At 52.5% G+C, this 13,676-nt stretch carries 16 protein-coding genes; 7 read left to right on the top strand and 9 right to left on the bottom strand.

What is annotated here, in order from left to right:
* A partial coding sequence (locus Q363_RS26110) for an alpha/beta fold hydrolase (RefSeq protein WP_035356644.1) occupies window positions 1-767 on the bottom strand: 767 nt, incomplete at its 3' end.
* Window positions 768-886: 119 nt separating this feature from the next.
* Between Q363_RS26110 and Q363_RS36865 the strand changes: the two genes are divergently transcribed.
* The 5 genes from Q363_RS36865 (at window position 887) to Q363_RS39155 (ending at window position 5,079) form a co-directional block, all read left to right on the top strand.
* Entirely contained in the window at window positions 887-1,522 is a 636-nt protein-coding gene (locus tag Q363_RS36865) for a CGNR zinc finger domain-containing protein (RefSeq protein ID WP_051979349.1), read from the top strand.
* Window positions 1,523-1,847: 325 nt separating this feature from the next.
* A complete protein-coding gene (locus Q363_RS41245; RefSeq protein WP_157467570.1) occupies window positions 1,848-2,735 on the top strand; it encodes a helix-turn-helix domain-containing protein in 888 nt (295 codons plus the stop codon).
* Window positions 2,736-3,121: 386 nt separating this feature from the next.
* A complete protein-coding gene (locus Q363_RS26095; RefSeq protein WP_051979347.1) occupies window positions 3,122-3,745 on the top strand; it encodes a class I SAM-dependent methyltransferase in 624 nt (207 codons plus the stop codon).
* Between the two features lie 61 nt (window positions 3,746-3,806).
* Window positions 3,807-4,556, top strand: coding sequence for an SDR family oxidoreductase (locus Q363_RS26090; RefSeq protein ID WP_035356642.1), 750 nt, complete (start codon window positions 3,807-3,809; stop codon window positions 4,554-4,556).
* A 61-nt stretch (window positions 4,557-4,617) separates the two neighbouring features.
* Window positions 4,618-5,079, top strand: a complete 462-nt coding sequence (locus Q363_RS39155; RefSeq protein WP_084080774.1) for a cupin domain-containing protein — start codon at window positions 4,618-4,620, stop codon at window positions 5,077-5,079.
* 1,064 nt (window positions 5,080-6,143) lie between these two features.
* Here Q363_RS39155 and Q363_RS26085 read toward each other — a convergent pair.
* The 8 genes from Q363_RS26085 to Q363_RS26055 all read right to left on the bottom strand — a co-directional run bounded on the left by Q363_RS26085 (window position 6,144) and on the right by Q363_RS26055 (window position 12,523).
* Window positions 6,144-6,494, bottom strand: a complete 351-nt coding sequence (locus Q363_RS26085) for a hypothetical protein (protein WP_035356640.1) — start codon at window positions 6,492-6,494, stop codon at window positions 6,144-6,146.
* Between the two features lie 452 nt (window positions 6,495-6,946).
* Window positions 6,947-7,141 (bottom strand): hypothetical protein, encoded by a 195-nt coding sequence (locus Q363_RS46855; RefSeq protein WP_425387784.1) that lies wholly within the window; start codon window positions 7,139-7,141, stop codon window positions 6,947-6,949.
* Between the two features lie 266 nt (window positions 7,142-7,407).
* The gene (locus Q363_RS41240) at window positions 7,408-7,671 is read right to left on the bottom strand and encodes a hypothetical protein (RefSeq protein WP_157467568.1); all 264 of its coding nucleotides are present in this window, start codon (window positions 7,669-7,671) and stop codon (window positions 7,408-7,410) included.
* A gap of 122 nt (window positions 7,672-7,793) precedes the next feature.
* On the bottom strand, window positions 7,794-8,063 hold the full coding sequence (locus Q363_RS41235; RefSeq protein ID WP_157467566.1) for a hypothetical protein: 270 nt from the start codon (window positions 8,061-8,063) through the stop codon (window positions 7,794-7,796).
* 328 nt (window positions 8,064-8,391) lie between these two features.
* Window positions 8,392-9,360, bottom strand: coding sequence for an alpha/beta fold hydrolase (locus Q363_RS26070; protein ID WP_169747137.1), 969 nt, complete (start codon window positions 9,358-9,360; stop codon window positions 8,392-8,394).
* 714 nt (window positions 9,361-10,074) lie between these two features.
* Entirely contained in the window at window positions 10,075-10,848 is a 774-nt protein-coding gene (locus Q363_RS26065) for an SDR family oxidoreductase (RefSeq protein ID WP_035356634.1), read from the bottom strand.
* An 80-nt stretch (window positions 10,849-10,928) separates the two neighbouring features.
* Window positions 10,929-11,630 carry an alpha/beta fold hydrolase gene (locus Q363_RS26060; protein ID WP_035356632.1) on the bottom strand — a complete coding sequence of 234 codons (702 nt, stop codon included), beginning with the start codon at window positions 11,628-11,630 and terminating at the stop codon, window positions 10,929-10,931.
* Window positions 11,627-12,523, bottom strand: a complete 897-nt coding sequence (locus Q363_RS26055; protein ID WP_051979346.1) for an alpha/beta fold hydrolase — start codon at window positions 12,521-12,523, stop codon at window positions 11,627-11,629. Before Q363_RS26055 ends, Q363_RS26060 begins: the two co-directional genes overlap by 4 nt.
* Window positions 12,524-12,932: 409 nt before the next feature.
* On the opposite strand from Q363_RS26055, the gene Q363_RS26045 reads away from it, so the two are divergent.
* Window positions 12,933-13,280: a site-specific integrase gene (locus tag Q363_RS26045; protein WP_035356630.1), complete on the top strand. Its 348-nt coding sequence runs from the start codon at window positions 12,933-12,935 to the stop codon at window positions 13,278-13,280.
* Between the two features lie 77 nt (window positions 13,281-13,357).
* Window positions 13,358-13,676, top strand: a 319-nt coding sequence (locus Q363_RS39145; RefSeq protein ID WP_035354735.1) for an ATP-binding protein, incomplete at its 3' end; no start/stop codon positions are given.

Here is a 13,676-nt window from a genome sequence, read left to right as displayed (position 1 = left end):
AGCTCCGCTTTTGGGATATCTCGCAGATAGGCTTGCGCGCCCTCGACGGTGAAGAAGGGGTCGTTCTTTCCCCACACGATCAGCGTCTTCGGCTGCTTGTTCCGAAAGAATTCATGCCAGCCGTCATAAAGCGCGAGGTTCGACTGATAGTTGTGAAGCAGGCTGAGTTGGATGGCGTCGTTGCCAGGGCGATCAAGGAAGAGTTGATCCAGGGTGTAGGAGTCCGGACTAATACGCGAAACGTCTTTGACCCCGTGGGTGTACTGAAACATGGTGGTTTCTTTCTTGACCAGGTCCCGTACCGGCTTCTCGGTTCCTGGATTCCGATTTGCCCAGAACGGCTTCATTGGATCGAAGGCCGCCCCGATGCCCTCGACATAGGCATTCCCGTTCTGCACGACGATCCCTTCGATTGCATCCGGGTGCTTGGAGGCGATGCGATAACCCACCGGTGCGCCGTAATCCTGCACATAGATGCTGAACTTCTTCAGGCCGAGGACACCGAAGAGCAATTCCTCAATGTGAGAGGCCAGATTGTCGAAGGTGTAGTCGAACTTTCCTGTTTCGGGGGCATCGCTGTAGCCAAAGCCAACGTAATCCGGAGCAATCACGTGAAATTTGTCCGCTAGCTGCGGGATCAGGTCGCGGAACATATGCGACGAACTTGGGAAGCCATGGAGCAGAACGATGGTTGGAGAAGCCTTTGAGCCTGCCTCACGATAGAAGATCCTGAGGCCGCGAACGGTCGCGTGTTGAAACGTTGTCATGGTGATTTCCTTTCCCGGTGACGCAAGGTCCCGCTTACAGGAAGTAAGATTATATGACACCTGTAAAAGTTGCAGTAACGGTGTTATATTTATTTCAGATATTTTTGTGGAGAGGGTTCATGCAAGTTTCTCAAGAGGTTAACGAATGGATTGATGGATTCCTATTCGTGGCGAACAAGCCAATTCTGGACTTTTTGAATACAAAACCTGTCCTCGCAGACGGTCCCACGGAACTCCTCCCGGATGTTCGCGCTCTCGAAAGATGGTTGATCGCTTCGGGTACGGTGACTTCGGCGAAGGCTAAAGCCACAGTTCGAAGCTGGCGCAATTCAACCGAAGCTGCTGCCTTCCTGGAACAGCTCATCGCGTTCAGGGAGAAATTGCGGGAGGCCGTTCTTCGGATAGAGAGTGGATCGACGCCATCAGACGCTTTCATTACCGAAGTCAACTCGCTGTTGCTTCGATATCCTCTTCCTGCTTTGCTTCACAAGCGAGACGGGAAGGTCATTCGGGAGACAACATTCGTGCTTCGTAAGCCCATCGACCTTTGGGCGCCGATTGTGGATGCCACGGCAGATCTTCTCGCAGAGACAGAGTCGTCGCGTATTCGCAAGTGCGAATCGTGTGTCGTTCACTTCTTCGACACAAGCAAAAAGGGCTCACGCCGCTGGTGCAGCATGAACATCTGCGGCAACAAGCTCAAAGTTGCCGCCTACCAACGGAAGAAACGCACCAACGACACGTCGATGAACTAGTGGAGGGATTTTCGTGCCGCTCGCACGGAATCGGAAATAACCACCGGGCATCGGGAGTTCTTACCAAGGCAGATGTCTACCGCCACATCTAAACGGATTGAAATGAGAAAGACGACAAAAGCCTGGAAAATGGCAAATGCATGTAAAACGGCGATTGTTACCGGTGCTTCGCAAGGGACACGGGCGGGAATTGTGGAGGCATTCCCCAAGCGAAGCTCCAGTGTAGTCGCAAGCTCGCGAAGCATTATTTTCGCACGAGCCGGTAAGGCGAGACTTCCCGACGAAGCTCGGGTTAACGCACCGGTGGATCCTCAGGAGGTGATCTTTGTCAGTCTCTAAAGTGCCCCCCTTGGAAATTCGCTCGCCTCACGGCATAACAGATTTTTCCTTTCGGTCTCGTGAGTGGAACGGTGTGATTGCGTACCATGTTACTACGCATCTTGCCGGGCGGTCCTGGCAAAATTTTTCTACTAATCAGGCAACTGTCGCAGTGGTTCTTGAACAAGTGGACGGATACGGCGAGCCACGCACGCGCATCAACAACCCCACTCCTCGGAACCGCTATGATGCTGGTCATGCGTCGTTTATTCCCCCAAGCGTGGACGTTTGGGGTTACGCCGACGCCTCGACCAGTACCGTACGAGATCTCAGGATGCGTTTCGACTACCGCGTCATCGAGCGCCTCCTCGCGGAAGAGTTCGACCGAAAGAAGTGGAATGAGCCTCTCCTCTTGCTTTATGACGACCGCATTACTCAGTGTGCTGAACTTCTCGCAACGGAATGTGATGCGGATGGAGAATCGCCGCTCTATGGTGAGAGCCTGATGACGGCACTGCTGGCCGTACTCTTTACCTCACCACAAACGCGGGAAAAAGCTGTACAGAGCGGCCTCGCGCGATGGCAGCTACGGAGAGCCGTGGAGTACATAGAGGCAAACTTTCTGGAAGATATCCGGCTCGCCGAACTAGCAGGAGTAGCAGGACTATCGCCGTCGCACTTTGCTCGAGCCTTCAAGGTTTCCATGGGTCTGACTCCCCATCGGTGGTTGGTTGAGCAACGGATTCACCGCGCCAAACGGTTAATGGCGAAGAACGGAAAGACGATTTCAGTAGCTGCTCATCTAGCTGGTTTTGCCAATCAGAGCCATTTCACGAAAGCCTTTCGTCGTGTGACCGGAACAACTCCCGGGCTTTGGTTGCGAGATGCAGTATGAGCAGGAACAGGCTGTTCACCGTCTCCGTGCGCAGATGCACCTATTTGCAGACATATTTCAGCCCGGCGTTGCGCATCAGTTGCACCTGGCAGTAGTCCGGCCTCGCACAGAATCTGGATCGCTACCTGTTGGTGCTCTGGAAGTCACAGCATTTTCGGGAAACACTCGATGATTCTGGACAACAACCTTATGCCGAAATTCCATTAAATCGATAGATAGCTCAGCGCACATAGGTCGGAATATCGACGAATTATAGGTGCCTGAGTCGAACACACAGAGGAGGAAGGGGCCTTCATTCCAACCCACAGACCTCTCTGAAGCTTGTGATTCGGACCTGAGAATGCTTGAACTGAGCGTACAACGCTGATGGTTTGAGAGGTTAAGAAATGTCTGTTACACGCCATGCGAGTGAAGAATATGTTTTCGGGAATAGCATCCACGAAGCGGAGCGCCTCAAAATGCAAGCGAAGTTCCTTCAACAATGGACTGAGCAGTTCCTTTTATCGGCTGGACTTGCACCTGGAATGAGGGCGTTGGACCTTGGCTGTGGAATGGGGGATGTTTCGTTGCTTGCGGCCAGGCTCGTTGGGCCGTCGGGCCGCGTGACTGGAATCGACCGCGATCGGATTGTTATCGAGAAAGCCCGTGAACGAATCCGCGAAGAAGGTAGCGATGCGCAGATCGAGCTTCTTCACACAGACTTGTTATCCTTTCATGCAGATCAGAGTTTCGATGCTGTTGTCGGGCGTTACGTGTTACTTTTTCAACCCGATCCGCTTGCTGCGACTACACACGCGGCTAAACAAGTTCGCCCAGAAGGAATCATCGTCTTCCACGAAATGGATATGGCCAATCGGATTCAATTCTACCCGGGCAGGACACTCTTTGAGGAAACATATGCATTGATTGCGGAGACATATCGACGCTCCGGTTATTGGCTTGACCTAGGCTTGCGGTTAACGCAGCTGTTCCTTGATGCAGGATTACGAACGCTTCCCCGTTTCGACTAACAAGATCACGCAATTCGTGAGCGTTAGTCGACCAACTAACTCCATTAGCAAAGGAGACGTTATGGGCAAACTCGATGGAAAGATAGCACTCATCACAGGAGGGACGAGCGGCATTGGACTCGCAACCGCAAAACGCTTCGTTCTGGAAGGCGCCTTCGTCTTTATCACCGGGCGCACCCAATCGAAGCTTGCCTATGCGGTAGAGCAAATCGGGTCGAGCGTCGAAGGAGTCCGGGGCGACGTCAGCAACCTGAATGACCTGGACAATCTTTATGCTGCGATTTCGAAGACAAAAGGAAAACTCGATATCGTTTTTGCAAATGCGGCTGCGGCTCAATACGCCACCTTTGGATCGGTCACAGAGGCACATTTCGACGACACTTTCAGTGGAAATGTGAAGGGATTGTTCTTTACAGTACAGAAGGCTCTGCCTCTGCTTCCAGACGATGCGTCGGTCATTCTCAACACGTCGGTAGTTGGAAGTAAAGGACTGCCTAATAATAGCGTTTACGCTGCAACAAAGGCGGCAGTACGTTCTTTTGCTCGCACCTGGACAACGGATCTGAAATCACGGCGTATTCGCGTAAATGCGATTAGTCCTGGACCAACCGATACGGAGGGGCTTCGCGAACTAGTCAACTCAAGCGGAGCAGGTTCAGAGCGGCTCAAAAGTATCCGTGCCGCAATTCCGCTTGGCAGGTTAGGAGACCCAGACGATATAGCGAAGGCCGTGATCTTTTTAGCCTCAGACGACAGTAGCTTCATTTCCGGAATCGAGTTGTTTGTGGACGGTGGATTTGCACAGGTCTGACAATGACAACTCCAGCAACAGTTCCACGAATGCGTGGATCGAGAAAACAAAGGGAGTAACGATGAAATTCAAACCTCGTAGCGCGGGAATAGCCGCTATGCTCACTGGTGCCTCTTTGATCGCCGCCGTAGCACAAGAAAAAGGACGCAATGTTGCGAGTGCCCAACGGGAGGTTTTGCTCGTAACAACCCAATCCTGGAACGGTAAGCCATACACTCACTACCCCACCGGGCAACCGCAGCTCACGACAATTAAGGTGACAATTCCACCACATACAGCTTTACCTTGGCATACCCATCCATTTCCCAATTCGGCTTATGTGCTTTCAGGCACTATCACGCTGCATGATCGGGACAGCGGAAAAACTCTGGTGATGCATCAGGGGCAAGCGTTTGGGGAGTCGGTAGACACTGCTCATCGTGGTGAGTCAGGTGACGAAACCGTAGTGCTGCTCGTTACCTATGCTGGTACCCCAGGTATTCCACCGTCGATTCCCACGAAGGGTGAGAAAGAAGAATATTGAATCAGACTATTCTGTTCGTGGAGATAGTTAGGGTAGCGCAACTCTGATCGAATCAGATGTTGAACCAAGCCGAGACTTAGTCATTGGCCGGTTTGGTTGCAGTTAGTACGCGGCTAATTGAAGTCACGCTAAAGTGCCTAGTACGGTACAAGCAGTAAGCGGTTCCACATCCTGAGAAGTCCTCGTTGCACATGGTCACGACACAGAAGGCAAGAAGAGCTGTTGCAGCCAATGTTTGGATGTTGCCTCCTTCGCGATTCGTAATTATTTTCTTTTAGCAATTAGCACACAGTATTGCTAGTCATTTTTGGATGATTGTCCACGCCCAGAATTGGCCCAGTCACGATTCAGATCATTTTCTATCAACTCTAATGATCACTGGATCGGTCCAAACTTCAATCCATGATCGCCCAATGGGCGGTGAATCCGACGATGGCAGGGTGCGATCGGTCAGTCGATTAAAATAATTTCTACGGAACGCAAGATAGGCAAATGGTGTACCGCACGCGTTATTAAGCACAGACCCCGCGGAAGCTTCCACGCCAACAAACCTCTACGTTCATGGGAGACATGTGTCATCTCTGCATGGTCTCTTTCGATCCGATTGGTCCTGAACCAGCCACATTTAAACTAACAACATGCCGCCATCGACGACGAAAGTCCTGGGCATAAAGACGATCAAGATCAGCAATATTCGAAACGTTACCCTGGACAGCTGTGACACTTCGCCCCATCAGGCCTGCCGCCTCGTCGAGTTGCCTCCTTCCGTCGCCCTATGATGAAGACGTGGGCACCTTCGGTGACAAATTCCCCCGCTGTTGCTGGTCCGATCTCGCTGTTACTTGCGGTAATTACTGCAACTCTGTTTTCTAACTTTGCCATGTGCATTCCTGATAGTTGTGTTTGTAATCATCGATGAATAGTCGCTCCTGAAGAATTGCGATTCGAATGTCAGGCTTCAAATCACTCACGGCGCATCCGTCCTCAGGTTCCGATGAGCAGAGCAATACCTCGTGGAGGTGATGGTCTTGGTAACCGAAGGAAGCGCGTGAGGTCGATGCTCATCAATGAGTAATTTCGTGGGTGACTACGGTAGCCCCGCTAATGGCGTCAGACACCACAACCACAGTGCTACCTGCCTTGTGGCCGCCTTCTGTTGCTGCAAAAAGCAGCTGAGAGCCGGCCGCAAGTTTTAAATCAAGCGATTCACCTTTCTCAAGACTGATCAGACGGTCATCCGCTCGCAAATGAAGAGTCTGCATGCCATCGTTACGGACGGAGAAGTGGATCATTTTGTGTTTTTGTTCCTTGGCTTGTTGGATTGTGGAAGTTATCTTGCTCTGAGCGTAACCGCGAGTCAGGGAAAAGAAGATAGATAATGCAATTACAAAACTAATAAGACGTATAGTTTTCATTTGATGTCAGCCTCTTTTGTTTGGAAACTTCTATCAACCAAAACACCAATTGAGCGCCCTTATTCCATATCTATAGAGCGAGCATTCAACGGGGAGCTCATTCGAACTCCTCAAAAGCGGCGAGAACAAGACCCCTTTCGTACTTCTACGCGTGATGATTTTCGTTTCCAATCGGTATGCGGACCATGGAACCACGGTCTACCGCCGACGCCTTAATCTGGTTCGGTCGCCTCAAAGCGTGAATTGAGAATGCTTCGTAGATGCGGTTGACTGTAGCTACATTTTTGGGCTGCAATGGGCCGTTCCTTTGGCTCAATTATCGACTTCGGGCCAAGATGAACCGTCACCAACAGACGACTGATCGCTATTATTTTTCGATGCAGCGGGTTCTCAGACCCGCTGCATCATTAAGCTCAGAGCTATTAGCCAGCGATATGCTATTTGGCCTTAACCTAGCGAAGGTCGAAATTACGGCAAAGTAGCGTCGGCCAGGCATGCTGCCGGGTGCGGTTATTGCCGTCCAAGGCGCGGAGATAGTTGTCGCCCAGCGCTTGGAGGCTGGTTTCGGCATAGATCTGGTCGGTCGAAAGATTCAGGTGGCCGAGGAACTTCTGGACCTGGTCGATGGGAACTTGTCCGGAGTCCAGCAGGATCGTGGCGACGGAATGCCGCAGCAGATGGGGTAGACGCGCTTTGCGATGCCGACCTCCGGGCGCTGTCGCCGCTGAAGTGGCAACACATCAATCCCTATGGAACCTTCGCCCTCAATATGAAAGAGCGGCTGCCGTACTGCAGCGTGACAGCGCCTACGCACTGCTCATCGACGTATGGTCTGATCAACTTGAGAATTATCGGTGAAGTCAGTGAGTGCCCGGGCTCGAGGCACGCGGCTTGAACCCGGTACCGAGGTCGTTCATTTTGTTTCCGGCGCCTGGGAACTCGCCATCGTCTTCCGCGCCGTATCGATCTCCGGCCGACTAGATGAACTTCCTCCTCCTGTAATTTTGAGAAGTTGCCCGTAATAGGATCGGGCTTCTTGAGGATGACCATCTTTAGCGGCAGCACGAGCAGCACCCGCCAACCCGTTGAACCTGTTTGGACTGAGGCGTAAATCTGTTTTGTACTGAGTAAGCGCGTCTTTCGGACGATCCAAACTATAGAGCATGTCGGCATACATCTCACGAGCCGGGATATCAACCTCGGCCTGGCCGACGCGGTCTTGTTCATCCGCCGCTTCACTAAGCTTGGCGAGCGCTTCCTCGTTACGTCCATGCGCGTAGGCTTGCCAGCCCTGGATAGTTAAGAAAGTAGCGTGTTCCTCGGCGGAATTGGCGACCCCTCACGGGATACTGCTTGGTATATCGATTGTGCATGGGCGGCGACTCGGTCGAGCGTAACGATATCGTGCAGATGCCCGGCAGCTATTGCCTGAGACCAATCCAGATAATAGTCGGCAGAACGCATAGAACCACCGGGATAGTGAAGTGCAAGAACCTCCTTCCATTCATGTCTTTCGAGGTGATAGATCGACGGCAATTCGGCAGTGAAATAGCCGAGGAAAACGAACATCCCATCATCCTGGATCCCCGGGACAGTTTTGAGATGGGCTATGGGGATAGGACATTCAAAACTTCCCTTCTAATCTGACTGTAGACTTCCTGTGCGCCATCGAAAGCTCGATTATTCCTCTAGATAGATTTCGTAAGGAGGAGCGAAATTACCGCGAAATTACTTGCCTTGTTGCCTCGCCTCCTCCTGCGATGACGTTCTCGCTCCTACTACTCCCGGCTTCCCGGACTCACTCATGGAAATCTCAATATCAGCGCTCAAGTCAAATCCAAGAATATTCACTTAGTAATAGATTACCCGGATGTCTATTTCTTTTTACAATCTCACCTCATCTCGTGGGTGTTATTTTCTGATCGAGAAAGGCAGTTACATCGCTGAAGAATCTGTGCGGCTCTTCTATCCAAGGAAAATGTCCCACATTTGCATAGAGATCCAACTCCGATCCACTTATGCCCTGATATATCCGCTGAGCAACTTGATAAGGGCAGATCCAATCTACTGTCCCGTTTATAATTAAGATCTTTGCTTGTACAATGCCATAATCCTGCCGTTGCTCCCTCGCTGCCACCCTGTCCGCTGCCTTGTGAGCATTCTCTGTCGTAGCTGAAACCTGACTTCCCTTTGCCTGTTTTAGGAAAATCGGCACATAGATCTCTGGATTGGAAAAGTAAAGATTAATATAAGACAGAAGTCGAGCTGTAGCTTCTGCATTTGTCTTTGGAGTGTCGTCATCATCAGGTACATTTTTCACGGCTTTCTTATATTTGGGATCGTCCTTCCACAAAGATATATATTCCTCGATCTGTTTGTCGTCGCGATCGCCTAACACTGCTGGGTCGATCAGAATTCCTTTTTCCAGATGGGTTGGATGCCGCTCTGCATATTCGAGCGTAATCGTGCCACCACTAGAGTGCCCTATGAGACAGATTTTGTCTAAGCCGAGATAATCACGGAGATGATCAAGATCATCTGCCATCACTGAAGAGCTCATTTGCTTAAGATCTTCAGGTTGAGAGGAGTCTCCGTTCCCACGTTCATCCACATAGACCATTGTGAAGTGGTCTTCCAATGGTTTCAATCCATTCTGATATAGAAGCGAGCTAAGGCCCCAGCCTACAGACGTCATAAATATCAACGGACCATGGCCTGAAACGACATAATGAATGCGCACATCACCCAACTGAGCATCGTGAGGACCTTGCTTTAACGCAGCCTGATGCGTTTCTGCAAAGACGTAACTCGACACTGGACCAATAAAAGCTACGAAGTAAAACAGGAACGAGAGGTTTCGCCTCATCTTATTGTTGCACCCATTATGTTCTATAGTGATCGGTGTTATAAACATGCTTGTTGACAATTTTTCTGTAGCGTCGGCAATTTGTTCTCTGGAATGTCTGCTTGGGCAGTCTCAGACATGATTCGAGTTCGGCCCAAGCCGTCGCCGACATCGCTAGTTCCCAAATAATGATACGCACGGATCCACTTCTCTTGGCTCCCATATATCAAACGAAGCAAATACAACTGCCTAGGTCCTGCTTCGTTCAACTGGGCGGCGGCAGTTACTCTTCGTACAGTCTTGCTCAAGAATATTAGAATAGCAACAGAAGACGAATGGTTAGACTATACAACTGCATTTTGTCTATTTCTGCAGCGACAAAACGTCCGGTTTTACTAGCAGGGCCGACTAATCCAGCGATGGCGCTGAAGGATGCCAGCTGATGAACCATCTATCATTTCCACCTATCGTTAAGTCCGCAAAGAGTAGTGATCTACCCATTTAACGACCGCATCTCTTTAAGGATGAGTTTTGTGAGGCCAAACAGGCAGCTCAATGTTCGTTGTAGCTGATCCGCACAGTGCCGGCCTAACTGTCAACAGTGGGAAAAGCCAGGCTGAAGCCTACAGCCTATTGCAACCGGTCAACGGTCGCTTCGTTCAGGCATGCATCCTCCAGATGAAAGCCAGTGTAAACATTTGGTTCATCGAGTCGAAGGCTATTGAGCTTCCTGCACTAGATGCCTTTGATTTCACCGCCGTCCATACGCACGGAAGTTCCCGTCATCCACTTCGCAATGGGCGACACCATATAGGCCAACAGATCGGCAACTTCTTCTGGTTTGCCATAGCGAGCTATGCCGACCTTTTCTGGAAATTGCTTCATGGCGTCTTCAACGCTCATGCCGTGGTCCGGAGCCCAGTGTTCCATGAAGGAGCGGCGACGACCCGTCATGACCGCGCCCGGAACTACACTGTTGACCTGAAGCCCATCTTTAATGCCTTGTTCGGCAAAGGCCTTTGCCAGGGCGGTGATCGCAGCGTTGATCGTTGCCACGGCCGCGAAGCCTGGCTTCGGATCCAGGGCCGCGCTTCCGGAGATCAGGATGACCGATCCGTTCGATGACTTCAGTGCATCCCAGGCATGTACTGTGAGGCGGCGCGCGCCGTGAAGCTTCAGTGCCATGCCGTCGTCCCACTGCGCATCTGTCATCTCAAACAGATCGATCTGCGGCACCGCACCGGCGATGTTGACCAGGGCGTCGACTCTGCCAAAGCGCTCGAGAGTGCCCTGGACGACAACTTCCGGCGACCGAGGGTCCCGCAGGTCCAGCGCGTAGATCAGCAACTCCGCGCCCGCGGAGTTGACCGCGGTTTCAGTCTTCTCCAACTCGTCTTTGTTTCTGGCTACGAGTACAACGGCGGAGAAGTCGCGCGCTAACCGCACGGCAGTAGCGCGACCGATTCCCTGGCTTGCGCCCGTGACGATAGCAACGGATTTGGCTGTCATGATGTCATTCTCGATTGGCCGAATGGTATGGTCCGCGAATGCCGTTCATCTGGTTCGAACGACATCCGCGGCCCAGGGGCTTATTTTGCCGGCGTACTTTGGGCAGCTTCCAGGATGATGTCGACCACCGGTTCTGGAGCGGTGTGCATTGGCGTGTGATCCACCTTGTGTGATCGAATATTCGCTCCCATTCGCTCCGCCATGAACCTCTGCGTGTCCGGGAGGATCATGCGATCTTCTTCGGCCAGGAGAAACCACGAAGGCTTGGTCTTCCATGCTGGAGTCGGAACCTTCCGCTGAATGCAGTTCACCGAGATGGGCCGCTGAACCGCTGCCATGATGTGCCATTGATCCGAAGAGGCATGATGGGCAACCGCCTGGCTGAATCCGTCTTCCGGCATCCAGATCACCCCGTGAGCGTCGGGTGAAAGCTGGGGGGCCTTGGGATGCGGGGCGGCGCGATAAAAAACATCTGCCACCGTTTCTCCCTCATCGGGCGCCAGCGCCGCTATGCAGACCAGCGACTTCACTCGATCATCGTGGACTGCAGCGATCACGGAGCCCGCATACGCGTGTCCGACGAGGATGACCGGACCGCTGGTTCTCTCAATGACGCGTTGGAGAGCGGAAGCATCATCTTCAAAAGAGGTAAGAGGAATCGGCGCACACGTCACCGCAAATCCCTTGCTCTTCAACGGAAGAATGACGTTACTCCAACAGTATCCGTCAGCCCAGGCTCCGTGAACCAGCACGGCCGTGCCCATCTGAGGAGAGGAGCTCATCGCGAAACCTCCTTCTCGAGAAACTCCCCCATGGCGGCAGCTATCTCCACAACGTGCGTCGCAATGGCAAAGTGTCCTGTATCCAGGAACCGGACCTGCGCATTGGGTAGATCTTTATGAAAAGCCTCCGCCCCAGCGGGAATGAAGAACGGATCGTTCTTGCCCCAGATCGCCAGCAAAGGTGGTTTCGAACCGCGAAGGTAATCCTGAAACTTCGGATAGAGCTTCACATTCGATGCGTAGTCCAGGAACAAGTCGAGCTGAATCTCCTTATTTCCCGGGCGCTCCAGAAGAGCCGCATCCAGGGTGTACGACTCCGGCGCAACACTCTCCGGATCCGCTACACCGAACGTGTACTGCCAACGAGTTCCTTCGAAGTTGAGGATGTTCTGGCGGATCACATCTCTGTTTTCCTGGCTCGGTTCAGACCAGTATTTCCTGATCGGTGCCCACGCGTCGCCGAGCCCTTGTTCATAGGCATTCCCGTTCTGTGAAACGATCGCGGCGATTCGTTCGGGATGGCTCGTCGCCAGACGGAAGCCTGTGGGAGCGCCGTAGTCGAACACGTAAATCGCGTAGCGCTTCAAACCGAGAGCATCTGTGAACGCCTCCAACGTATGAGCCAGCGCGTCGAACGAATAGTTATATTTCCGCTCCTTAGGTACTTCCGTGAATCCAAAACCAGGCAGGTCCGGTGCGATCACTCGGAACTGGTCTGCGAGGCGTGGAATGAGTTCGCGAAACATGAACGACGACGTCGGGAATCCGTGCAGTAAGAGCACCACCGGCGCACTTGGGTCACCCGCCGCACGGTAGAAGACTTCGACTCCGTCCGCTTCGACTTTGTGAACGGCTGTCACGGGTATAGCGAACTTGGAAAGACCAATACTCATAAGACTCCTTCTGACTCTGCTAAATCTGTTTGACCGCGGCCTGCTTCCTGGCATGCTCTCCTACTTATGGCTTGGTCAGGACGTTTTCGTGCGCTACCTCGATCGATGGATTCCTGCTGAAAACTGGAAAGTACGAGACAGAAGAGGTGCCGCCCTCGTATTTGCGGCACTTCTTCGCGCGGGGATCTTCGAAGAAGCGTTGCACGGACTCCGTAAATTCTCGGATTCCGAGATTGCTGTTCACGCTCGCCACGCTTCCGCACACATGCTTGTTCTTCTCAACGCGCGTTGCCTTTAGCCTCAGTGCATATTTGGCGTACTGAAAGCGATTCTCGCAGACATTTAGCGACGTGAGAGATGGGTAGGCGGCATGACGCTCAGTGAGCTAGCCATAGACACCGCCATTTGAGTGACATTCACGACCGCGTGCCTGGCCATCAACACCTCGATGACCGCGGCCGGCATCGAAGACGGCAGGCTGCTGCGCTCGGTCTCGAAGAGCGGGAAGGTCAATCGCGACACTCTGAGCGACTGGGCGGTCTGGTCCGTAGTGGAACAGTCATCCAAGCAGATCGGAATCGAGCACTTCGGCGCCCATGACCTCCGCCGTACCTGTGCCAAGCTGTGCCGCAAGAGCGGCGGGGATCCGGAGCAGATCAAGTTCCTTCTCGGGCACTCCTCCATCCAGACCACCGAGCGCTATCTGGGGTCGGAGCAGGATATCGAGATCGCGGTGAACGATAATTTAGGGCTTTGATTCCTTCATTTGGCGGATGTATAGTGAATTTAGCTAGTTTATGCAAATAACATAAATTGCCTAAAGAGGTTATATTCATGGATCCGGTCGAAAATCCATACTCCCCCGGCGCGGGTTCCCCGCCACCCGAATTGGCTGGGCGCGATCGAATACGTGAGCAGGTACGAGTCGCGATTGCGCGTATCAGGCTTGGAAATTCCGCAAAAAGCGTTCTAATGGTTGGACTTCGGGGCGTTGGTAAGACTGTGCTGCTGGACCAAATGCGTTCCGACGCAGAGCGGACCGGTATCCATACCATCCGGATCGAAGCTCCAGAGAATAAATCACTTCCTGCGCTTTTAGCACCGCAACTTCGACTTGCGCTGCTCAGGTTGAGTCATGTGGAGGCTGCCAAAA

The sequence above is a fragment of the Edaphobacter aggregans DSM 19364 genome, assembly GCF_000745965.1.
GTDB classification, from domain to species: Bacteria; Acidobacteriota; Terriglobia; order Terriglobales; family Acidobacteriaceae; genus Edaphobacter; species Edaphobacter aggregans.
This window is presented reverse-complemented; position numbering and strand designations above follow the sequence as displayed.